Source organism: Celeribacter sp. (genome assembly GCF_048270365.1).
Classification (GTDB): Bacteria; Pseudomonadota; Alphaproteobacteria; order Rhodobacterales; family Rhodobacteraceae; genus Celeribacter.
Genome location: NZ_JBLWTA010000018.1, coordinates 17,752 through 37,695, shown reverse-complemented (window position 1 = coordinate 37,695; position 19,944 = coordinate 17,752). Strand labels below are relative to the sequence as shown.

The 19,944-nt window shown below is 59.3% G+C and carries 20 protein-coding genes; 13 read left to right on the top strand and 7 right to left on the bottom strand.

Annotated features, from left to right (window positions below; translation table 11 throughout):
- Positions 1–12: 12 nt before the first annotated feature.
- Genes ACN0X0_RS18545 through ACN0X0_RS18525 form a run of 5 tightly spaced genes read right to left on the bottom strand, consistent with a single transcriptional unit; the run spans position 13 to position 5,144 of the window.
- Positions 13–1,131 (bottom strand): M20/M25/M40 family metallo-hydrolase, encoded by a 1,119-nt coding sequence (locus ACN0X0_RS18545; protein WP_417280383.1) that lies wholly within the window; start codon positions 1,129–1,131, stop codon positions 13–15.
- Positions 1,124–1,801, bottom strand: coding sequence for an HAD family hydrolase (locus ACN0X0_RS18540; RefSeq protein WP_417280382.1), 678 nt, complete (start codon positions 1,799–1,801; stop codon positions 1,124–1,126). The genes ACN0X0_RS18545 and ACN0X0_RS18540 overlap by 8 nt, the downstream gene beginning before the upstream one ends.
- 9 nt (positions 1,802–1,810) lie before the next feature.
- Positions 1,811–2,914 carry an NADH:flavin oxidoreductase/NADH oxidase gene (locus tag ACN0X0_RS18535; protein WP_417280381.1) on the bottom strand — a complete coding sequence of 368 codons (1,104 nt, stop codon included), beginning with the start codon at positions 2,912–2,914 and terminating at the stop codon, positions 1,811–1,813.
- 5 nt (positions 2,915–2,919) lie between these two features.
- The gene (locus ACN0X0_RS18530) at positions 2,920–3,663 is read right to left on the bottom strand and encodes a DUF1028 domain-containing protein (protein ID WP_417280380.1); all 744 of its coding nucleotides are present in this window, start codon (positions 3,661–3,663) and stop codon (positions 2,920–2,922) included.
- Entirely contained in the window at positions 3,660–5,144 is a 1,485-nt protein-coding gene (locus ACN0X0_RS18525; protein ID WP_417280379.1) for a 4-hydroxyphenylacetate 3-hydroxylase family protein, read from the bottom strand. The genes ACN0X0_RS18530 and ACN0X0_RS18525 overlap by 4 nt, the downstream gene beginning before the upstream one ends.
- Before the next feature lie 320 nt (positions 5,145–5,464).
- On the opposite strand from ACN0X0_RS18525, the gene ACN0X0_RS18520 reads away from it, so the two are divergent.
- The 6 genes from ACN0X0_RS18520 to ACN0X0_RS18495 are packed head-to-tail and all read left to right on the top strand — an operon-like array spanning position 5,465 to position 10,786.
- Positions 5,465–6,463 carry a DctP family TRAP transporter solute-binding subunit gene (locus ACN0X0_RS18520; RefSeq protein WP_417280378.1) on the top strand — a complete coding sequence of 333 codons (999 nt, stop codon included), beginning with the start codon at positions 5,465–5,467 and terminating at the stop codon, positions 6,461–6,463.
- A gap of 8 nt (positions 6,464–6,471) precedes the next feature.
- The gene (locus tag ACN0X0_RS18515) at positions 6,472–6,834 is read left to right on the top strand and encodes a cupin domain-containing protein (RefSeq protein WP_417280377.1); all 363 of its coding nucleotides are present in this window, start codon (positions 6,472–6,474) and stop codon (positions 6,832–6,834) included.
- Complete coding sequence (locus ACN0X0_RS18510; RefSeq protein WP_417280376.1) at positions 6,831–7,298, top strand: TRAP transporter small permease; 468 nt, start codon at positions 6,831–6,833, stop codon at positions 7,296–7,298. Before ACN0X0_RS18515 ends, ACN0X0_RS18510 begins: the two co-directional genes overlap by 4 nt.
- Positions 7,295–8,575, top strand: a complete 1,281-nt coding sequence (locus ACN0X0_RS18505; protein ID WP_417280375.1) for a TRAP transporter large permease — start codon at positions 7,295–7,297, stop codon at positions 8,573–8,575. The genes ACN0X0_RS18510 and ACN0X0_RS18505 overlap by 4 nt, the downstream gene beginning before the upstream one ends.
- A 28-nt stretch (positions 8,576–8,603) precedes the next feature.
- Positions 8,604–9,848: a Zn-dependent hydrolase gene (locus ACN0X0_RS18500; protein WP_417280374.1), complete on the top strand. Its 1,245-nt coding sequence runs from the start codon at positions 8,604–8,606 to the stop codon at positions 9,846–9,848.
- Positions 9,848–10,786, top strand: a complete 939-nt coding sequence (locus ACN0X0_RS18495; RefSeq protein ID WP_417280373.1) for an ornithine cyclodeaminase family protein — start codon at positions 9,848–9,850, stop codon at positions 10,784–10,786. Before ACN0X0_RS18500 ends, ACN0X0_RS18495 begins: the two co-directional genes overlap by 1 nt.
- Here ACN0X0_RS18495 and ACN0X0_RS18490 read toward each other — a convergent pair whose 3' ends face one another.
- Positions 10,787–11,722, bottom strand: coding sequence for a LysR family transcriptional regulator (locus ACN0X0_RS18490; RefSeq protein WP_417280372.1), 936 nt, complete (start codon positions 11,720–11,722; stop codon positions 10,787–10,789).
- Between the two features lie 180 nt (positions 11,723–11,902).
- Between ACN0X0_RS18490 and ACN0X0_RS18485 the strand changes: the two genes are divergently transcribed.
- From ACN0X0_RS18485 to ACN0X0_RS18455, 7 genes are all read left to right on the top strand, one after another.
- The gene (locus ACN0X0_RS18485; protein WP_417280371.1) at positions 11,903–12,247 is read left to right on the top strand and encodes a RidA family protein; all 345 of its coding nucleotides are present in this window, start codon (positions 11,903–11,905) and stop codon (positions 12,245–12,247) included.
- A 124-nt stretch (positions 12,248–12,371) separates the two neighbouring features.
- Positions 12,372–13,022 carry an RraA family protein gene (locus tag ACN0X0_RS18480; protein WP_417280370.1) on the top strand — a complete coding sequence of 217 codons (651 nt, stop codon included), beginning with the start codon at positions 12,372–12,374 and terminating at the stop codon, positions 13,020–13,022.
- A 7-nt stretch (positions 13,023–13,029) separates the two neighbouring features.
- Positions 13,030–14,544 carry an ABC transporter substrate-binding protein gene (locus tag ACN0X0_RS18475; protein WP_417280369.1) on the top strand — a complete coding sequence of 505 codons (1,515 nt, stop codon included), beginning with the start codon at positions 13,030–13,032 and terminating at the stop codon, positions 14,542–14,544.
- A 66-nt stretch (positions 14,545–14,610) separates the two neighbouring features.
- The gene (locus ACN0X0_RS18470; protein WP_417280368.1) at positions 14,611–15,534 is read left to right on the top strand and encodes an ABC transporter permease; all 924 of its coding nucleotides are present in this window, start codon (positions 14,611–14,613) and stop codon (positions 15,532–15,534) included.
- Positions 15,531–16,382 carry an ABC transporter permease gene (locus ACN0X0_RS18465; protein ID WP_417280367.1) on the top strand — a complete coding sequence of 284 codons (852 nt, stop codon included), beginning with the start codon at positions 15,531–15,533 and terminating at the stop codon, positions 16,380–16,382. The genes ACN0X0_RS18470 and ACN0X0_RS18465 overlap by 4 nt, the downstream gene beginning before the upstream one ends.
- Complete coding sequence (locus tag ACN0X0_RS18460) at positions 16,379–17,374, top strand: ABC transporter ATP-binding protein (RefSeq protein WP_417280366.1); 996 nt, start codon at positions 16,379–16,381, stop codon at positions 17,372–17,374. The genes ACN0X0_RS18465 and ACN0X0_RS18460 overlap by 4 nt, the downstream gene beginning before the upstream one ends.
- Entirely contained in the window at positions 17,371–18,342 is a 972-nt protein-coding gene (locus ACN0X0_RS18455; protein WP_417280365.1) for an oligopeptide/dipeptide ABC transporter ATP-binding protein, read from the top strand. The genes ACN0X0_RS18460 and ACN0X0_RS18455 overlap by 4 nt, the downstream gene beginning before the upstream one ends.
- A 247-nt stretch (positions 18,343–18,589) precedes the next feature.
- Here the strand turns inward: ACN0X0_RS18455 and ACN0X0_RS18450 are convergent, their stop codons facing one another.
- Positions 18,590–19,831 (bottom strand): AGE family epimerase/isomerase, encoded by a 1,242-nt coding sequence (locus tag ACN0X0_RS18450; RefSeq protein WP_417280397.1) that lies wholly within the window; start codon positions 19,829–19,831, stop codon positions 18,590–18,592.
- Between the last annotated feature and the right edge of the window lie 113 nt (positions 19,832–19,944).

The following is a 19,944-nucleotide window of genomic DNA, read 5'->3' as shown; positions in this document are numbered from 1 at the left end:
AATTTCGAAAAATTATTTACGAGTGGCGAAACGAGAGGCCAATTGCCGATAAAGCGAGACAGAATCTTGCAGCGCGAAAAGTGAGATGAACTCATCTGGCTGATGGGCCTGCGCCATGGAGCCGGGACCAAACAAAAGACAAGGCGCAACCGCTGAAAACTGCGAGGCGTCGCTGCCAAATCCCGCCACGCGTGCGGGCTTTCCTGACAGCTTTTCCAGCTCCCGGACATAGATATGATCCGCGGCAAGCTCGGGCGCATGACCTTCCGGGCGCACCTCCAGCGTAACACCATGCGCTTTGGCAGATCTTTCGACGGCCTCAACAACCCAGGCCGGATCAATCGCTTTGCTATACCGAAATTTCATATGGCAGGTCGCCTTGCCTACAGTGATATTTGGTGCGGCACCATGGTTATTCACCACAATACTGAGATCGCACCAAGGCGGCGTATAGGCGACATCCTGAGACGCGCGTTCAGTCCGCAATTTCAGGTGCAACGCCCTCATATCGGCCAGAAACGGGATCAGATCGAGATTGGCATTCCGCCCATGCGGCAAAGACGAATGCGCCTGAATCCCCACCGTTTCGGCGATGAACTGAATATCCACGCGGTGTCCCCGCACACAGGTCAACTCCGTCGGTTCCGCGACCAAGATCAGATCGGGGTTTTGCGCCTTGAGCACGTGACTTTCGGCCACGATGTGACGTGCACCAGCCTTGGTCGTTTCCTCGTCGCATGACAGCAGAAGCATCACCGGCACATCTTCCGGCAGGTCACGCGCCGCAGTGATGAATGCCGCGATCGGCCCTTTCATATCGGCACTGCCGAGACCATAAAGCCGCTCGCCCTCGACCCGAGCGGCGAACGGATCGCGGTTCCAGCCGGCCGGCGGCACCGTGTCCATATGACCCGAAAAGGCGAGACCGCCCTGCCCCCCTTTGCCGCGTCGTGCGACAAGGCTCGACTTTGCAACACCTGCGGCGTCGGTGAAATCGAGCCGTTCAATCTCGAAGCCGATCAGTTCGGACTGCAGAAAATCAGCGATCTCACGATTGCTCACCGCGCTTCGACTGTCGAAGGCGATCAGATTACGGGCCAGTCGCAAAAGATCCTTTGAGGCTTCACCCATGTGATGTCTCCAGAAAGCGTTGCAGATCGAAAAAATCCGTAATTTCGCAGACAGGCTGCAAGGCGCGGCAGGTTTCCGGCGCACCATGGCCATAGCGCGCCCAAACTCCGTCGATCCCGGCACGTTTGGCAAATTTCAAATCCGCAGGCGTATCCCCCACAAACAGCATCTTGTTTTTTGAGACCTGCGGAAAGGCCGGAGCAACGCATTTGACAAACAGATCAGGGGCGGGTTTCGGGGCAATATCGGCCTGTTCCCCCAGCACAAGATCAAAGGTTTCGAGAATGCCAAGATGGGCCAGAGCGTTGCGCAGAGCCGGCTCACCTTTGTTGCTCACCACGGCTGTTTGCAGCCCCGCTTTGCGAAGGGTGGCAAGACCTGTGGCAACGCCCGGGTAAAGCGTCGTCCAGAGCGCACTGTGGTCGCCATAGATCTCCCTGTAGAGCGTGACCGCCGGCCCCACCCGATCATCCAAACCCGCAGGTAGCAGTTGCATAAATGTGTCCGGCAGGGCTGCCCCGGTCGCGACCACCGTTTCGATCTGAGCCTCTCCCACACCGTGCATTGACCCAAGCAGTCGGTTCAACGTTTCCATCATACTCAGCACAACCGCCCGGCGCGTGTTCGCCAAGGTTCCATCGAAATCGCAGATCAAAAGATCGTAACGCATCTGTCTCTCTCAGCTCTCTGCACCTTGAAGCGCCTGAGGTGCCAAACGCCAATAGCGCGGATCCACGGCTTGATATCGGTATGGATACTCCATCGTGACCCCAAGCTCTGCCGCCGCACGCCAGCCCCAGCGCGGATTGGCCAAAAAAGCGCGCCCTAAAGCCACCATATCGACCCGTCCCGCGGCAATCAGCCCATTGGCTTCGGCAGGTTCTGAAATCATTCCGACTCCCATCACCGGCACGGAGACGGCCGCTTTGACCACTTCGGCCATGGGGATCTGATAGAATTTCGAAACCTTCACTCGGGCATCTGGCGCCGCGCCGCCGCTTGAAACGACAAAATAATCCGCGCCTTGCAATGTTTGCGCAAAGGTCGCGGCATCTTCGGCGGTCAGCCCCTCGGGGTGCCAGTCGGACCCTGACAGCCGCACACCCAAGGCACACTCGGCGGGCACAGCCCTGCGCACGGCTTCGAATACGTTACGCGGGAAACGCATCCGGTTCTCTGTCGTTCCACCATAGCGGTCCGCCCGATGGTTGCTCAAAGGCGTGAGGAACTGGTGCAAGAGATAGCCATGTGCAGCGTGCAACTCGATGACACGAAACCCTACGGCAATGGCGCGGCGGGCGGCTTGCACATAGTCTTCGATGACCTGCGCCATGGCACACTCATCCATCGCCTTTGGCACAGGACGTGCGCCCCAAGACACAGACGACGGGGCACAGGTTTGCCATCCCCCTTCAGATATCGCCAAGGGTCGATCGCCTTTCCAGGGCAAGTCCATCGACCCTTTGCGCCCCGCATGGGCCAGCTGCACCCCCGGAACAATATCGGAAAACGCTTTGATGCGGGACAGAATGCCAGCAAGCGCTTCGCCCTGCACATCGGAATAAAGACCAAGACAGGCCGGCGTGATCCGCCCCTCCGAGGAAACGGCTGTGGATTCGAGGATCATCAGCCCGGCACCCGAATGTGACAAACCGGCCAGATGCTGGTCGTGCCAGGGACCGGCCACACCTTCATGGGCTGCAAACTGGCACATCGGCGAAACGACCAGACGGTTCGGCAGGGGTTGCCCCCCAAGGGCGATCGGATCGAAAAGTGCGGGCATGGGGATTATCCTCTAGTCTTATATGTTTTGCGGGCCCGTTCCTGTGGGCTTTGGGCGAGAAGCGCTGCGGTCTCTGGGCTCGGGCGGCGGCCCCAATCATCCCGCCGTGGCATGTCGGCGATAAAAGGTGTGAGCTGGCGTGACACCGTATCGAACAAGGCGGTCAGGGCTCTCAGCGGATCACGATGGTCGTCGATGCGCAGGTCCATCCATGGAAATGCCTCTGCGGCATAGACCCGCAAAGCCGCCGATTGTTTGCCGCGCCTGTCGCCACCGACCTGGTCACCGGCCTGAAGGGCCGCGAGCAAACGCGCTTCAAACGCCATGCTCTTCGTGTCCTGATATTGCGCAAACATCGCATCCAGAACCTCAGCCCCGGTCAGCATATTCCCGGCGATGAGAACCCCGTCGCCTTTGCGGTGCCCGGCCAGTTCCGTACAATCCGCCCCGGTCCAGACCGCCGCACCACCCGCAGCGTCCACCATGGCGCATTGCCGGACGTCGCGATCCGCATCCTGCGACAATACCGTTTCAAGCGTCTCTGCCGCAGCACGTCCGGCGCGCATCTCAGCAAGCCCGCTGAGCCCGAGATAAGGGTTGCAATAGGCCTGTGTCGCCACCGCACCGACACCGGGTTCGATATAGCTCGAAATCGAACCCGTGCAGGGAATGGCCGAGGCAATCGCAATCCCCAGCTTTCCCGTTTCAGGACAGCGCGCCGTGATCGAAAACGTGTTCAGTTCGATCATTCCGCCGCGCCCGTCGCCAGCCCGCCCGGCAAGGGCATCATGGCCAGCGCCTTGTCAACAAGTCGCGTGGCGGCCGCCCAGTCGTATTTGCGAAAGACATTGGCATCGACGATACGGTTGGCCCCGCCGTAGAACATTTCATATTGCGTATGGCGGGAGGCGAACTCTGACCCGATCGCGTCCCAGGCCAGCCGGAAAGCCCGCACACGCTCCTCTGCCGTACCGATGGCAGAAAGCTGTGTCGCCGCAATCATCCGGCGCATATCTGGATCGGAAAAATCCTCAACGGAAGATGGTAACATGATCACTCCACCACCGCAGAGATCCCGCACTTCGGTGATGAACTCGGGGTAAATCTGCTGGGCTAGAGACAGACTCGTGTAGACCAGCCCCGGATCCGGCATGACATAACCACCGGCCTCGTAAAATTCCGTTTCCGCGGCGATAACAAGCCCGCGAATGATATTCGCCTGACGCGCCAGCCGCGCCAATTTGCCCTGCACGGCAGGGATTTTGTTAGACCCGTTGATCTCGGTGATGTGGCGCGTCAGCCCGGCGAGAAACCGCAGTTTGACCGAAAACCGGATTTGCGACTGGTAATTGTGATAGGAATGCGCAGGCGTCCGGTGCCAGATCGCATGTGCTGCGGTGACGTCGCCATAGGTGAACACCCGCTCCCATGGCACATGCACATCCTCAAACCACACAACCGCGTCGTTTTCATCGAAATGGTAGGCCAACGGGTAATCGAATCCGTTGCTGGCACTTGCCTCGTAGGATTTTCGCGACATCAAGCGGACACCTTTCGTTGCCAAAGGCACAGCGAAGGTCGCGGCAAAGCGCTCCTCCCCCGGTTTCAGCGGCGCGATAGACCCCACAATCAACTCATCGGCCATGATCGAACTGGTGCCGAGCATTTTGGCCCCGCGCACGGTGATGCCGCTGTTGTCCTCCTGAACCACGGAAACGATCAGATCGCCCTTTTCTGAGACCGACTGCGTCTTACCCGCCTGCGGATCATTGATCACATAGCTGACAAAGCGATCCTCCGCGCGCATTTTTTCGAAATATTTTAGAAGCCGCTCTGCAAAGAGCCCCGGCGTCCCCTCCAGCCCCGAAAGACCCGCAATCATCCCCCCTAAGGAGGTGGCCACATGATCTGGAGAACGCCCCAACATACCAAAGCTCAATTCGGACCATGCCTCGATGGCGGCACGTCGCGCCCTCAAATCCTCGACTTTTTTTGGCAACATCCAGGATTTGTTGACTTTTTCTCCTGTCACAGGATCGGGAAAGGTCATCAAATCACAGCTTTCAGGCTTGGATTGAAACTCATAAAGACGCGCGTAGGAGGCCACGGTGTTGCAAAATGCTGGATCTGTCGTCACATCCGAGACTTGCCGCCCGTCAATATAAATACTGCGCCCATCTTTGAGGGCATTTAGATAGGATTGACCGGTGCGGATTGCGGGCATCGCCATTGGAACCTCATATTTTCGAATTTCTTTATCTTAAGATATTTTTTTCGAAATTTTGTCAAGTCCCAATACTCCAATGACGACGGAGAGCAAAAGAGTAGTATTTCGTGCGCATCACGAAGTAAGGCGATAAACAGGAGATAGGAACAGGTCGTATCGCGATCCCCTTGTGCGAGCGGCTTGAAACGCTCGGGCGTTCGTCAGGACACCCGGGCGTTTTTCGTACGCGGCGCATTGCTTCTGCGAATTTCTAAAATAGCGCCTGCCTATTTGTCTGAATGCAGACTTGGTGTCAGTCTTTCCAAACAACACGGGAGTCTGACATGAAAAAAATCCATAGCTTCAAAAAACGTGCCTTGCATGGCTTCACCGCCGTTGCGCTGGCCACCGGCCTGATTGCCTCTGGCGCTTCGGCCGAAACCAAGATCCGCATCGGTCACGTGCTGGCTGACAGCCACAGCTGGAACATTGCGGCACAGGGCTTTGCCGATGAGGTCGCCGAGAAAACTGAGGGCCGTGTCACGGTCGAAGTCTTTCCGGGCGGTCAGCTTGGCAGCGAAAAAGACATGATCGAGGGGCTGCAATTCGGCTCCGTTCAGGGCGGTGTGATCGGGGCGGGCTCGTTCCAGACCATTGACCCGAAAATGGGCATCATCGAAATGCCCTATGCCTGGACCTCACGCGAACAGGCCTTTGCCGCGCTCGACGGCAAGCTTGGCGATGCTCTGGCCGACATTCTCGACCAGCAGAACATCAAGGTTCTGGCCTGGTGGGAAAACGGCTATCGCAACGTGACCAACTCCAAACACCCGATCAACACGCCCGAGGACCTCACCGGTCTCAAAATCCGCGTCACCCCGGACAAGGTGCGCCTCGCCACGTTCGAAGCGCTCGGGGCCGAACCTGCGCCGCTGTCCTTCGGTGAACTCTACTCTGCGCTGCAACAGGGCGTGTTCGACGCGCAGGAAAACCCGCTCTCGATCATCTATTCCGCCTCCTTCTTTGAAGTGCAGAAATATGTGTCGATGACCGGTCACGTCTGGGGCGCTGCCACCCTCGTGCTGTCGAAACCCGTCTGGGACAAACTCTCGCCGGAAGATCAGGAGATCGTGCAGGCCGCCGCGCTCGAATGGGGTGAGAAACAGCGCGACATGGTCGCCGCCAGCGACGCCGACATGATCGCCAAACTCAAAGAGCATGGCATGGAAGTCAACGACGTCGACAAAGCACCGTTCATCGCCGCCGTGCAGCCGATCTGGGAGGCCAATGCCGATGTCTATGGCGAAGAGCTCCTCTCCATCCTCGACGAGTACCGCAAATGAGCCGGGCCATGCCGGAAGTGAAACAGCTCGGATCGGTCGAACCGGTCCAGCTCTACGACTTCAGCCAGAAAGTCCTGTTCTCGCCAAAGGAACGCGGTGAAGGGTTTATCAAGTTGTCGGTCACGACCGGCAAACGGGGCGCGCGCAGCGTGCCCCACGCCCACCCGCGCGACGAGGTTACCCTCACGCTCAAAGGTGAAGCCGTGCTGCGCGCCAATGGCGAAGAATTCTACATGACCGAAGGCACCGCCCTGCGTCTGCCGCCGGGCGTCGTGCATGAGGTCGAGGTGCTCTCCGAAGAATGGATCGTAGTTGCGGCCTATTGCGACGAATGCATGCTCTGCCGCGGTGGCGACGGGGTCAGCGCATGAAAGCCGTGATCGACCGACTGGCGCAGGGTCTCGACGGGGCCGTCCGCACCATAGGTGCCATTGGTGTCGCAAGCCTTGCGGGCATCGTCGCCTGGGTGGTGTTCTCGCGCTACCTACTGGGCCAGACGCCACGCTGGTCCGAGGAACTGCCGCGTCTTATCCTCGTATGGGTCACCTTCATCGGCATGGTTTCGGGTTTTGTCCGTCGTTCGCATTTCAAGGCGGGCATCCTCGACATGATCTTGCCCGAAGGCCGCGCCCGGCGGGCCACACATCTTTTGGCCGGGATCTGTTCCGGCGTGTTCCTGATCGTGCTGTTGGTCACTGGCTACAAGATCACGCTGTTCACCTGGCACCATGAAACCACCGCGATGAGCCTGCCCGGTGGGCTGTTCTATCTCTGCCTGCCCATCGGCGCGGCATTGTCGCTCATCGCCTTGATCCTGCGCGGAGGCCGCCCGTGAGCTTTGAACTTTTCCTGCTGCTGGCGAGTTTTATCGTCCTCATCGTAATCGACGCGCCAATCGCCGTCGCCCTCGGTCTCGCCTCGGCGCTCTATATTGTGGTGGCCGATCTCGCTCCCCTAATGGTCGTCGCCCAGCGCATGATCGCGGGCATCGACAGCTTCACCCTTTTGGCCATTCCCCTGTTTCTTATGGCCGGGATGCTAATGGTTCAGGGCGGTCTTGCGCCACGTATCGTCGCGCTGTGCTCAGCCCTCGTGGGGCGCGCAACCGGCGGCCTGGCAATCGTCATGATCCTCGCTTGTATGCTGTTCGGCTCTCTGTCGGGCTCGGGCGTCGCGGATGTGGTCGCCATCGGCACCATGCTTTTGCCTGCCATGAAAGAGCGCGGCTATCATCCCGGGTTCTCCGCCGCCGCTTTGGGCTGTGCCGGGTCTCTCGGCACCGTCGTGCCGCCCTCCATCGTTCTGATCGTCTACGGCACGGCCACCAACACCTCCATCGGGCAACTTTTCCTGGGTGCCATCGTGCCGGGCATTCTTCTGGGTCTTGGTCTCATGGTGGTCGCATGGTGGATTTCGCGCCGCAATGGCTGGCGCGGAGGCGATCCGGTGTCCGGAGCAACCGTCCGCAAAAACCTGATCGAGGCGGTGCCCGCTTTGATCGCCCCGGTCATCATCGTCGGCGGCATCCGGTTCGGCGTCTTCTCCCCAACCGAAGCCGCAGGCGCGGGCGTGGTTTACGCGCTGATCGTCGGCGGGTTCCTCTATCGTGCGCTGTCCCTACGCGAAACCTTCACCATTTTGCGCGATACGGTCGAAATGACCGGCGCCATCCTTCTGGTGATCGCTTCCGCCTCGGTCTTCGGCTGGATTCTCGCAGCCGAACAGGTGCCGCAACTTGCCGTGCATGGGATCGAGGCTCTGACCTCGAATGCCACGGTGGCACTGATCCTTCTTATGGCACTGGTGCTGATCCTCGGCACCTTCATGGAAAGCCTCGCGATCATCCTGATCCTCGCGCCGGTCTTCATCCCCGTGCTCGGCGCCTATGACATCGATCCGGTTTATTTCGGCATCCTGCTGACGATCAATCTGGCCATTGGGGCCAATACCCCGCCACTCGGCATCGACCTCATGGCCGCGTGTCGTACCGGAGGTATCCCGATGTCCTCCGCCTTCCGCTACCTGTTGCCGTTCATAGGCTCAATGGTCGCGATCCTTCTGCTGCTGGTCCTGTTCCCCGAGATCATCACCGGCCTGACCGGGGCCAGGTGACCCCATACACTCCTGAAAGAGGTAAGCTATGACTATTTCCCCCGAAGCCCGCATGTCGGTTGACCGGTTCTGGTCGACGATTGAAGCCTCCGCCGAGATCGGCAAGGGGCGCCCGGGCGGGCTATCGCGCCTGACGCTTACGGACAGCGATCGCGAAATGCGGGACCTGTTCTGCGACTGGTGTCGTGAGGCTGGGCTTGAGGTCGAGATCGACGAACTCGGCTCGATCTTTGCCCGCCGCGACGGGACCGACAGCTCCCTGGCGCCGATCCTGATCGGCAGCCATCTCGATACCCAGATCAACGGTGGCCGGTTCGATGGCATTGCCGGGGTTCTCGCCGGTCTCGAACTGGTGCGGACGCTCAACGAATTGGGCCATGTAACCAAGCGCCCGATCGTGATCGTTGACTGGACCAACGAGGAAGGCGCGCGGTTCTCGCCTCCGATGGTCGCATCTGGCTGTTTTGTCGGCCGCTATGAGCGCGACTGGGTCTACGATCTCGAGGCCGATGACGGGCCGCAGTTCGGCGACGAGTTGGAACGGATCGGTTACAAGGGTGACAAACCCTGCAAAGCAGGAGAGATCGATGCCTATTTCGAACTGCATATCGAACAGGGACCGATCCTTGATGCTGAAGGCCGCGAGGTTGGCGTTGTCACCGGCGGCTACCCGAGCCACGGCATGCGTGTGCGCTTCGAGGGCGAAACCGCCCATACCGGCCCGACGCCGATGGACCTGCGTCACAATGCGCTGATCGCAGGCGCGCGTTTTCTGACCGCCGTGGACGACATCGGCTGGGAATTCGCGGTGCATGACGGCAAGGCCACCGGGTCGCGGCTGGCCGCTTGGCCGAACAAGCCCGGCATCCTGTCGGACACGGCGCAATGTATCGCCGACGTGCGCCATCCCGATCCGATCACGGCAAAGGTCATGGCCGAAAAAATGCGCCGCGCCGCCAAGGCCAGCGCCGCCATGGCGGGCTGTGTTGCCGTGATTGAGGACGAATGGGTCTGGGGCGGCGATATTTTCGACGGCGAGCTGGTCAACGGCATTCGCGACGAGGCCGTGCGTCAAGGTTACAACTGGCGCGATATCCAGTCTCAGGCCGGTCACGACGCCTATCACATGGCGATGCATTGCCCGTCCGCGATGATCTTTACACCCTGCAAAGGCGGCATCACCCATAACAACAACGAATCCTGCGAACCGGAGGATTTCCGTGCCGGGCTGAACATGCTACTGCATGCCGTGGTAAAACGGGCGGATCGCTGATGCAGGTTTTCGGACATGAAGAGATCGAGGCCCGGCTGGACTGGCCGGGTCTCATCGCGGCACTGAGGCAAGATTTTGCGGTGGCGGCCACCACCGCCCCGGCGCGTCAGGTGCTCGACATCGAATTGCCGGGCGGCGAAATCGCCTCCCTGCTGATCATGCCCGCTTGGGAGGGTGGCAAGGCCATCGGCGTCAAGGTCGTGACTTTTTTCCCGGGCAATGCCGCCAAAGGCAAGGCTACGATCAACGCCGGGATGCTGATGTTCGACGGCGCGGACGGGCACTTCACCGCAGCACTCGACGGCGATGCGATCACCGCCCGACGCACTGCCGCAGCCTCTGCACTCGCGGCTGATTATCTCGCCCGCAAGGACGCCCGGACCCTGTTGGTCGTCGGCACAGGGCAACTGGCGCTCTCGGTCGCCGAAGCACATGCCTGCGTGCGGGACTATGACCATGTTCTGATCTGGGGGCGTTCGGCGCAAAAGGCACAGATCGTCGCCGACACTCTCTCAGCCCGCGGCCTACCGGCAACCCCCTGCACCGATCTCGAAACCGGCTGTCGTGCGGCCGATGTGATCACTTCGGTGACTGCTTCGACCGTGCCGATGATCAAGGGTGCATGGCTCAAGCCCGGTTCGCATCTCGATCTGATCGGCGCGTTCAAATCCGACATGCGCGAAAGCGACAGTGCCGCGATCATCGACGCGCAGGTCTTTGTCGATGGGCGTGCAGGCGCAGTTCTGGCGGGCGATCTGGCGCAACCAATTGCGGAGGGGACCTTCCACCCGGATCGAATCGCAGCCGATCTGACGGAATTGGCCCAAGGCACCCATCCGGGTCGGCAAAGCGAGACAGAGCGCACGGTGTTCAAATCCGTCGGCCTGTCGCAGGAGGACCTCACCGCCGCCTATGAGGTCATCAGCCGGGATGGCTGATCAACACATGCCCGGATAGAGATTCAGAAGTTCGTCGATCAGATTGGCGAACTTCTCCTCGGGCGGGGTGAGCTGGCTCAGGTTCGAGGAGACGAGGAATACATCGGCGCCAAGCGGTTGATCCACGAGCCGCAAGGGCCAGAGCCGCCCTGCACGGACATCATCCGTCGCGGTCAAAACCGGCAAGAGTCCAATCCCGAGGCCGGAGATCAGCATTCGCCGCACCTCTTCGAGATCGCGGCTCGATCCACTAGTTCGATTTCCGAGTCCAAGCCCCTCACGCAGCAGATACATCGGCTCGAACCCCATCCCGTCGCTGGCGCAATCGATCGCCACGAACGGCTCTTGTTGCAAGGCACGCATGTAGATTTCCTCAATCCCGAACAGCGGATGCTCTGCGCCACAGAAAATCCCGAACTCTTCGCGAAACAGGTGGCGGCAATGCAGCGTCGGCATCTGTTTCGTCAAGAGACAGACCCCGATCCCCGCCTTTTCCGTGGTGATTTGGCGTACGATGTCGAGGGAGTTCTTGACCTCGATCCGCCATGTGATCGAGGGATAGCGTTGGTGATAAAGCCGCAGTGCCTCATCGATCAGCGGCGAATGCAGACGGCTGATCATGTTGAGGGTCAATTCGCCGAATTCGTCGTCGTTGCGGTCCTCCGACAGGGTGCCGATGCGTTCGGCGCAGCGAAACATCTCGACACATTCCTGATAGATCTTTTCGCCCCGCAGCGTCAGCGCAAAGTGACGCGTGCCGCGAAAAACCAGTTTGCAATCGAGTTGCTCCTCAAGTTTCTGGAGCGCAAGGCTCACCGAGGGCTGACTCATCTGAAGCTGGCGCGCGGCGCCGGTGATACTCTTCTCCTCGGCGATCACGCAAAAGGTCCGCAAGAGGTTCCAGTTCAGTTCAGCGTTTTGCGATAGCGCTGGCATGCGATCTCCTTTGAGGCCTTGCGGCATAGTAGTCGATTTGCCGGAGGTCGGTCAGCCCCCAGTCATAAGCACACACTATCTCACCAATAAATTCACGCCGAAACCACACACTATCTCGAGCGGCCATTACTTATTACTCTTTTCGAAAAGAGCTTACGATATGTTGAAAAGGACAAACCCATGGCCGTGAAAAGATTGCACCCCGGAGCGCGGATGAGCCAGGCGGTCATTCATAATGACACCGTATATCTCGCTGGTCAGGTCGGGGAACCGAGCAACGACATCACCGCACAAAGCCGCGAGGCGCTTGCCGAGGTGGACCGACTTCTGGCCGAGGCCGGGAGCGACAAATCCAAGACGTTGAAAGTGATCGTCTGGCTCGCAAATATGGATGATTTCGCGGCGATGAACGCGGTGTACGACGCCTGGATAGATCCGGAGAATCCGCCGGTACGGGCCTGTGGCGAAGCGAAACTCGCGACGCCCGATTATCTCGTCGAATTCATCGTGACTGCCGCTCTCTGAATTTTCCAACAAGCGATTTTCCCCGCCCCATGCAGCCATCGTGCTGCATGGGATGGAAAAGATGCGCCCGATGTTCCGGGCTCAAACAGCCCCGCGCCCGCACCGAATCCGATAGGACCCCGACATGATCCCCGATCTCTCCGAAATTGAAACCGCCACTCTAGGGCATTTTCTCTACGAGGGCTTCATGGCTCCGGCTCTACAAGCGCTGATCCCGGCGCGCCGGATCTATGGCCCGGCATTGACGGTACGTCTGCCCGGGCGCGATGGATCCGCACTGGTCGAAGCTCTGTCAGTGGCGGAACCGGGTGATGTGATCGTGGTCGATCGCTGCGGTGACATGCGTCATGCCTGTTTTGGGGCGGTGACCGCCCAGGCTGCGTTCGAACGTGGCGTCTCGGGCGTCGTCATTGACGGGTTCGTCACCGATCAAGCTGCGCTTCTAGCCCTTGGCCTGCCGGTCTGGTGTCGGGGTCGTTCGCCGATCACAACACGCAACCGTCAGACGACAGGAGAGGTCGGAGGGCTGATCACCTGTGGCGGTGTGCCGGTGGCGCGGGGCGACATTATTCTCGCCGATGAAAACGGGGTCGCCGTGCTCGATCCCGAACAGGCGGCAGGCCATGCGGCGACCGCTCTGCAAATGCAGCACGACGAGATCGACATCCTCCGGCGCCTGAAAGCCGGGGAGACGTTGAAAGAGATCACCGCAGTCAAGAAGCCGGATGACCGGCCACAGCGGCGATTGCTAAACCTGACCTTCCGACAGACATGAGGACCCTATGAAAAAAACGATGACACAACTTTTGTTGTCCAGCGTGTGCGCAACTTTGCTCACCGCCCCGGCAATGGCTGGCAAAGCCTATAACACGCTCAACGTGGCTTTCGCCGCCGAACCCGAACCGCTCGACACTTACAAGATCGCGGGCCGTCAGGGCCTGATCCTTGCCCGCCACGTCTATGACGGATTGATCTACAAGGACCTGAACACCGGCGAATTCCTCCCGGCCCTGGCAGAAAGCTGGAGCCAGCCGGAAGATGGCGTGATTGAGTTCAAGCTCCGTCAGGGCGTCACATTCCACAACGGCGCGTCTTTTACCGCCGACGATGTGCTAGAAACACTCAACACCGTCATCACGCCGGAATACGGTACGCGTTATGCGATTTCTGTCGACTGGATCGACCATGTTGAAAAGGTCGATGATTTCACCGTTCGCATCAATATGGCGAAACCCTTTGCAGGCGTTTATGAGATGCTCGCTGATGCCCTGCCGATCTACCCGAGTGAGTATTTTGCCGAGGTCGGCTCCGAAGGCATGGCGCGCAATCCGGTCGGCACCGGGCCGTATCGCCTTGTCGAACAGGAGCCGGGTGTGCGCTATGAGCTTGAACGTTTCGAAGACCATTATGAGGGCAGCCCGAAAGCTGGCGCTACCATCGACAAGATCGTGGTGCGGACGGTTCCCGAGATGAACACCCAATATGCCGAGTTGATGAAGGGCGATCTCGACTGGATCTGGCGCATTCCGCCGGATCAGGCCGCGAAACTCGAAAGCCGCGCCCAGATCATCTCTGCTCCGATCATGCGGATCTCCTACGTCAATGTCGCGCCTTCCGCGCTTGGCGGGGAGACCCCGATTGCCAATCTCAAAGTTCGTCAGGCGATCCAGCATGCGGTCAATCGCGATGCGATCACCAAAGCGTTCGCGGGCGGTGCGTCCGAAGTGCTCAAGAGCTTCTGTAACCCGGCACAGTTCGGCTGCACGGATGACGTGACCCAGTACGACTATGATCCGGAAAAAGCGAAGGCGTTGCTTGCCGAGGCGGGCTACGGGGACGGCTTTACGCTTTCGATGGTGTTTGCGGCCATGCCGCGTCCGGTGGCCGAAGCCATTGCCGCCGACCTCGCAAAAGTCGGCATCACCCTGCAACTCGACGAGCTGCAATACGCGGCGGGTGTTGGGAAATGGCGCGAAGAGCAAGTGCCTGCCTTCTTCTCCAACTGGGGCAGCTACGGCGTTGGCGATGTCGCCTTCCTCCTGTCGAACTTCTTCGGCGGCGGTGCGGACGATCTTTTGAAAGATCCGGAACTGGTAGACTGGCTGACGACTGGCGACACCTCGACCGATACCGAAGAGCGCAAGACGGTCTATGCCGAGGCACTCGGGAAGATTGCGGATGAGGCTTATGTCATGCCGATGTACAGCTTCAACGTGAACTATGGTCTGTCGCCGGATTTGAACTTTACGCCTTACCCGGACGAATTCGCCCGGTTCTGGGAAGCCTCCTGGAAATAAGTTTGCGCCTCTGAAAACTCTGGGTGCCGGCCTCCGGCACCCTCTTTTTTGCTATGGGAGAACGCGATGTTCCTCTATTTGCTGAAACGCTTGTTGGTCGCCTTATGCGTCTGTTTGGCTGTTTCTCTTCTCAGCTTCGGTTTGATGTTCCTTGTCGGCGATCCAGCCATCGCGATTGCAGGCTCAGGCGGCAGCGCCAAGGATGCCGAAGCGGTTCGTATCGCCTATGGGTTCGACCGTCCGTTTCTGGTCCAGTATTTCGATTGGATCGGTCGCGTTTTGACCGGCGATCTTGGGCAGAGCATCTATTTCCACATTCCGGTCACAGAAATCATCGGGGCGCGCATCCCAGTCACGCTCAAGCTTGGATTTCTGTCCTTTGCCGTGGCGCTTTTGATCGCGTTGCCTCTTGGTATTCTTGCCGCGCTCAAGCCAAACGGCCTGATCGACCGGCTGGCCCTTTTGCTGGCTGTCACGGGGCAGGCGGTGCCAAGTTTCTGGCTCGGCCTCATGGCCATCGTGGTGTTTGGCGTCTGGTATGGCTGGGTGCCGATTTCGGGTGCCGATGAATGGCAGGGCTATATCCTGCCCGTACTCGTTCTGGCCTATTCCGCCATGCCCGCGATGATGCGGATCACGCGCTCTGGTATGATCGACGTGCTGGGCGCGGATTATATTCGGACAGCTTATGCCAAGGGCCTGCCGGTGTGGCGGGTGATTGCGGGCCATGCGCTCCGCAATGCGATCTTGCCGTTGGTGTCTCTGGCTGCGGTACAACTGGGCGTCTTGCTCTCGGGGTCCATCGTGATCGAAAGCGTCTTTGCGCTCAACGGGCTTGGACGATTGGCATGGGAGAGCTTGCTGCGGGCCGATATGCCGGTGGTGCAAGCCATCATCCTGATCCTTTCTCTGATCTATGTGATCCTTACAACGCTCGGGGATCTCGTGAATGCGTGGCTTGACCCGCGAATCCGTGGAGGTCGCTCATGAATAGCTCACTGCTTTTGCGTCGTGCCGTTGGCAATTCTGGTGTGCTGATCGGCGGCACGGTTCTGTTGCTTATGGTCATTGCGGCGCTTTTTGCCCCGGTGCTGGCCCCGCACGACCCCTATGCGCAGGATTTGACACAACGCTTTCTGCCACCGTTTTGGCAGGACCGCTCTGTGCCTGAACACCTTCTGGGTACAGACCATCTTGGGCGGGATTACCTCTCCCGGCTTATCTATGGCGCGCGCGTCTCTCTTGGAGTGGGGCTTGGCGTCATTCTGATCTCTGGTGTGATCGGGATTTCTCTCGGATTGGTCGCGGGCTATTTCGGTGGTCTCACCGATATGATCATCAGCTTTCTGATCACCACGCGGCTGTCTCTTCCGATTGTGCTGGTGGCGCTGGCGGCGGTGGCGTTTGCCGGGGCATCTTTAGGAACGCTGATCACCGTGCTTGGCCTGTTGCTCTGGGATCGGTTTGCCGTGGTCTCTCGGGCGGCGGCGCAATCTTTGCGCGGACGGGATTTCATCAAAGGTCTGCGTGCCATCGGAGCAAGCCAGTTCCGCATCCTTTTCCTTGAGCTTTTGCCCAATATACGTTCCGCACTCATCGTCGTCGTGACGCTTGAAGTGGCCAATGTCATTCTGCTCGAAGCGGCGCTGTCGTTTTTGGGACTTGGTGTGCGGGCCCCCACGCCTTCGTGGGGGCTTATGATTGCGGAAGGCCGTGAAAATATCCTTTTTGATCCGTGGTTGATTGCCCTGCCGGGTGGGGCGCTTTGTATCCTTGTCTTGGCTGTGAATCTGCTGGGCGACGGTCTGCGCGATGTGACCGGAGGGCGCTTGAAATGACCCAGAACCTATTGTCTTTGAAAAACCTGCGCGTGTCCTTGCCAACCCCTCGTGGCGCATTGAACGCAGTGCGCGGCGTGGATTTGACGCTTGGCGAAGGCGAGACCCTTTGTCTTGTGGGCGAAAGCGGCTGCGGCAAATCCATGACGGCGATGAGCCTCATGGGGTTGTCGCCCAAAGGTGCGGAAACTCGTGCCGATCGGTTCGATATTCTTGGCCATGACATGACCGGAAAGCCGCAAAAAGCATGGGCTGGACTGCGCGGTCGAGGGATGTCGATGATCTTTCAGGATCCGATGACCTCGCTCAATCCGACCTTGCAGATCGGTCGCCAGTTGACTGAAGGTGTGATGTTGACCGAAGGGATTTCCCGCAAGGTCGCCGAAGCGCGTGCGATCGAGTTGCTCGAAAAGGTCGGGATCGCACGGGCTGCGCAGCGTCTGCGGCAATATCCGCATCAGTTTTCCGGTGGGCAGCGGCAACGTCTGATGATCGCCATGGCGCTTATGAGCCGCCCCAAATTTCTCATCGCCGACGAGCCGACCACCGCGCTTGATGTGACCATTCAGGCACAAATCCTGCGTCTGCTCGCCGAGTTGCAACGCGAGCTCGGACTTGGGCTTTTGTTGATCACTCACGACCTTGGTGTGGTCGCTGCCATCGCGGACCGGGTTGCCGTCATGTATGCCGGACGCATTGTGGAAGAGGGGCGGGCGGAGACCGTTTTCGCCTCTCCCGAACATCCCTATACGGCAGGCCTAATGGCCGCGATCCCGGTGCCGGGACGGACGCCGCGCGGCACGCCTCTTCCGGCGATTCCAGGGCGTGTGCCGGGCCTGATTGGGTCCGTCTCTGGCTGTGCTTTTGTGGATCGCTGTGCGCGGGCTTTGCCGCAGTGTTCACACCTTGCGCCGCCACTTCACACCCGCGCGGGACATCGCGTCGAGTGCCATCTGCAATCCGTCTCTCGTGAAGAGGAGCCCCAGCCATGAGCCGCCCTTTGCCCGCCCTTGAACTGATCGGCATTTCTAAGCGCTACAGCGTTTCGCAAGGGCTGTTCAAATCCGACGCGACGCTCACCGCGCTCGATAATCTGTCTTTAAGCCTTGAGGAAGGACAAACGCTCGGCCTTGTTGGTGAAAGCGGTTGCGGCAAATCGACGGCGGTCAATGTCATGCTTGGCCTTTTGCAGCCGGACGAAGGCGCGGTTCGTCTGTCCGGGCGTGACATTCGCCAAATCCCTCTCAAGGAACGTGTGCGGTTGATCCAGCCGGTCTTCCAGGACCCTTACAGTTCGCTCAACCCGACGCGGACGATTTCCGATCTGGTGGGCCAGCCCTTGCGTCTTCAGGGCGTTGGGCGGGCGGAGGTCCGAAGCGCTGTGTCCGACATGCTGGACCGGGTAGGCTTCCCGTCGCGATTGGCCGACAGCTATCCGGCGGAATTGTCAGGTGGGCAACGACAGCGCGTTGCAATCGCGCGGGCGTTGATTTCTCGGCCGAAGGTGTTGATCTGCGATGAACCGACTTCCGCGCTTGATGTGTCGGTGCAGGCGCAGGTGATCAACCTCTTGCTGGAATTGCGCCGGGAGTTCGGCCTGACCATGGTCTTCGTCAGTCATGACCTGTCCGTGGTCGAACATCTCGCCGACCGAGTCGCGGTGATGTATCTCGGGCAAAAGGTCGAAGAGGCCGGGGTAGACGGCTTGTTCACTCACCCGGCGCATCCCTATAGCCGCGCGCTTCTGGGCGCGACCTTGGCCCCGGATCCCGCCGCCGGGCTGCCCGATCTCGCACTTGGTGCGGGGGCCGCCGATCCGCTCGACCGGGATAAAGGATGCCCCTTTGCTCCGCGCTGCGCTTTGGCAGAGGCCGCTTGCGGGGAGGGAAACATCCCGGAAATCCGCGTGGAAGCCGGCGCTGCACATCTCGTGCGCTGTCTCATGGCCAAATCCGCCTGACGAGCTTCAACATTGTCGGCTCCAGTTTTGCCCGAAGCTCGGGTAAGGGCACCGCCACAGCATTTGTCGCAGGGTAGTAGCGGAGAAACAAAGTCTCTCTATGCGAAAATCCACAAACACGGTTTCGGGAGACCTTTCCGATCCGTCCCCGTAGCCTAACCCTCAAAGTCAAATCAATCGCTTACATCTCATAAGGCGAAAAAGGTAGAAATGCCCTTGCGTACGGGACTTCTACATTTTCCATGCCCTAAAGACCGGTTTTTAAGCGATCGCCACGCGCGTTCGGGAGGATGCCCCTCAAGTCGGTATAAGCACCTGAAATTTTAGGCATCAGCGGGAATAGTGTAGCTTGCAGGGCATGGTATATGTCTGGTTTTCCGATGAACTGACCGGATATGGGGTTGCCGTATCGATCAATTTCCGGAAACCAACCGCCTCGGTCCGAGTCAATGAAATGGTGCCTCGCGAACTCCCACAAAACACGATACCAAACTAGATCTTCCGAGTGAGGATCGATCTTCAAAATGGCGGCCATTACGCCGATCGCTTCGGTCACGGGCCACCAGTAACGGTCGCGAATGAGCGGTTTTCCCGAAAAATCCAGCGTATATACAATTCCGCCTTGCTCCGCGTCCCATGCGTCCTTCAAAGCACGGTATACCACGGCACGGGCGATTTTCAGGGGGCCTTCAAGATCACCGGTTAACTCACCATAATGCAACAGCAAACGCGCCAGTTCAAAGGAATGTCCCGGGGTGGTGCCAGCAGGCCTGAACATCGGGTTTTCGCTATAGTCGCGATCCACCTTCCAGTCCTGCGAGTAGTGCTCCGGAATGCGCCAGTTCTCATTCGGAGCCATTTTTTCCATGAAGAACTCGAGGATACGGCCCGCGCGGAGAAGAAACTTTTCGCGCCCCGTAGCCTCAAAGGCAGCAAGCAAAGCCTCGACGCCATGCATGTTTGCATTCATCCCGCGATAGGTCGAAAACGGTGTCCAATCGCGGTTCCATTCGTCGCAAAATAGACCCTGCTCTTCCTCCCAGAAATGCCTGTCGAGCACGTGTTCGACATCTGACAAAAGCGCAGTTGCATCAGGATGTCCTGCGGCCATGGCGCTCGCCGCAGCAAGGAGAACAAACACATGCCCATAGGCGAGCTTGCGGGAGTCGGACATGTCGTCCCCCTTAAGCGCCCACACATATCCGCCAAAGTCCGCATCATGGTGGTGCTCCCGCAGGTAGCGTATCCCATGGTCAATGAAGGTGTCGCAGGCAGTGCGGCCGGCAAGATAGCCCAAAGAATAAGAATGCACTAGGCGCGTCGTTGTGTGCAACTCCTGCACAGCGCTTCCCAGAGGCCGTCCTTGCATGTCCAAAGTATGGAACCCGCCAGACGGGCAGATGCTATTGTCGAAAAACGCAAACTGTCGCAATGCATCTTTGACGAGAAAGCTCCTGTGAGCCTCTGATGCCCACGTGTTTCGCGGCATTCTTTCCATCGGTTTTTCCTATGCGCTTTAGTGGAGCCGGATGTGCGTCTTGACGGTGCATCTGGGCGCGCACAAACCACGATCACCCCTACTCCGCCCAAACGCAGGAACAC

Bases quoted from the DNA above. Each gene is read 5' to 3' on its own strand.
- ACN0X0_RS18545 (WP_417280383.1), bottom strand. From the start codon at position 1,131: ATGGGTGAAGCCTCAAAGGATCTTTTGCGACTGGCCCGTAATCTGATC.
- ACN0X0_RS18540 (WP_417280382.1), bottom strand. From the start codon at position 1,801: ATGCGTTACGATCTTTTGATCTGCGATTTCGATGGAACCTTGGCGAAC.
- ACN0X0_RS18535 (WP_417280381.1), bottom strand. From the start codon at position 2,914: ATGCCCGCACTTTTCGATCCGATCGCCCTTGGGGGGCAACCCCTGCCG.
- ACN0X0_RS18530 (WP_417280380.1), bottom strand. From the start codon at position 3,663: ATGATCGAACTGAACACGTTTTCGATCACGGCGCGCTGTCCTGAAACG.
- ACN0X0_RS18525 (WP_417280379.1), bottom strand. From the start codon at position 5,144: ATGGCGATGCCCGCAATCCGCACCGGTCAATCCTATCTAAATGCCCTC.
- ACN0X0_RS18520 (WP_417280378.1), top strand. From the start codon at position 5,465: ATGAAAAAAATCCATAGCTTCAAAAAACGTGCCTTGCATGGCTTCACC.
- ACN0X0_RS18515 (WP_417280377.1), top strand. From the start codon at position 6,472: ATGCCGGAAGTGAAACAGCTCGGATCGGTCGAACCGGTCCAGCTCTAC.
- ACN0X0_RS18510 (WP_417280376.1), top strand. From the start codon at position 6,831: ATGAAAGCCGTGATCGACCGACTGGCGCAGGGTCTCGACGGGGCCGTC.
- ACN0X0_RS18500 (WP_417280374.1), top strand. From the start codon at position 8,604: ATGACTATTTCCCCCGAAGCCCGCATGTCGGTTGACCGGTTCTGGTCG.
- ACN0X0_RS18495 (WP_417280373.1), top strand. From the start codon at position 9,848: ATGCAGGTTTTCGGACATGAAGAGATCGAGGCCCGGCTGGACTGGCCG.
- ACN0X0_RS18490 (WP_417280372.1), bottom strand. From the start codon at position 11,722: ATGCCAGCGCTATCGCAAAACGCTGAACTGAACTGGAACCTCTTGCGG.
- ACN0X0_RS18485 (WP_417280371.1), top strand. From the start codon at position 11,903: ATGGCCGTGAAAAGATTGCACCCCGGAGCGCGGATGAGCCAGGCGGTC.
- ACN0X0_RS18480 (WP_417280370.1), top strand. From the start codon at position 12,372: ATGATCCCCGATCTCTCCGAAATTGAAACCGCCACTCTAGGGCATTTT.
- ACN0X0_RS18475 (WP_417280369.1), top strand. From the start codon at position 13,030: ATGAAAAAAACGATGACACAACTTTTGTTGTCCAGCGTGTGCGCAACT.
- ACN0X0_RS18470 (WP_417280368.1), top strand. From the start codon at position 14,611: ATGTTCCTCTATTTGCTGAAACGCTTGTTGGTCGCCTTATGCGTCTGT.
- ACN0X0_RS18465 (WP_417280367.1), top strand. From the start codon at position 15,531: ATGAATAGCTCACTGCTTTTGCGTCGTGCCGTTGGCAATTCTGGTGTG.
- ACN0X0_RS18460 (WP_417280366.1), top strand. From the start codon at position 16,379: ATGACCCAGAACCTATTGTCTTTGAAAAACCTGCGCGTGTCCTTGCCA.
- ACN0X0_RS18455 (WP_417280365.1), top strand. From the start codon at position 17,371: ATGAGCCGCCCTTTGCCCGCCCTTGAACTGATCGGCATTTCTAAGCGC.
- ACN0X0_RS18450 (WP_417280397.1), bottom strand. From the start codon at position 19,831: ATGCCGCGAAACACGTGGGCATCAGAGGCTCACAGGAGCTTTCTCGTC.